This is a genomic window from Streptomyces sp. DH12 (assembly GCF_020873895.1).
In the GTDB taxonomy this organism is placed as follows: Bacteria; Actinomycetota; Actinomycetes; order Streptomycetales; family Streptomycetaceae; genus Streptomyces.
Genome location: NZ_JAHWGT010000346.1, coordinates 1 through 671, shown reverse-complemented (window position 1 = coordinate 671; position 671 = coordinate 1). Strand labels below are relative to the sequence as shown.

Sequence of the window (671 nt, the reverse complement as noted above, 5' to 3'; positions counted from 1 at the left end):
CAGTGGTGCACGGCCCAGAAGCGGTTGATCCGCATGCCGATCAGCAGGACGACGACGGTGCCCTCCGCCGCCGCGGTGGTGCGCTCGGCGACCGCGAACCTGCGCCGCATGTCTCACTCCCGGATCCCTAGGGTGGCCTGGACGAGTTCCCGGGGGGAACCGTTGGATAGTCTCGCTATCCCATGAAAGGCGCAAGAGGTGCGGCTGGCTGAACTGAGCGAACGCAGCGGTGTGTCCACCGCGACGATCAAGTACTACCTGCGCGAGGGACTGCTGCCGCCCGGCTGCCGCGTCAACGCGACCACGGCGGACTACGACGAGGAGCACCTGCGCCGGCTGCGGCTGGTGCGCGCGCTGATCCAGGTGGGCGGCATCCCCGTGTCCAGGGCCCGTGAGGTGCTGAGCCACATCGACGACGACTCCCTGGGCCGCACGATCCGCCTGGGCGCGGCACTGTGGGCGCTGCCGCAGGACCCGGAGCCGGACGAGGAGGACCCGGACGTGGTGGCGGCCCGCGCGGAGGTGGACAGGCTGCTGGAGACGCTGGGCTGGGAGACGTCGCGGGAGATGGCCCCCCTCTCCCCCGTGCACCGCTCGCTGGTGGTGGCGGTGGCCGCACTGCGGCGGCTGGGCTACCCGTGGGACGCCGAGCTGATGGCGCCGTACGCGCG

At 71.8% G+C, this 671-nt stretch carries 1 protein-coding gene and 1 pseudogene; one reads left to right on the top strand and one right to left on the bottom strand.

From position 1 onward, the window contains the following. Positions 1-110, bottom strand: a pseudogene (locus LPA54_RS34470) (DUF4188 domain-containing protein); the annotation flags it as partial. Between the two features lie 88 nt (positions 111-198). On the opposite strand from LPA54_RS34470, the gene LPA54_RS34465 reads away from it, so the two are divergent. After that, positions 199-671 (top strand): MerR family transcriptional regulator (locus LPA54_RS34465; RefSeq protein WP_228984581.1); only part of this gene is annotated, 473 nt, incomplete at its 3' end.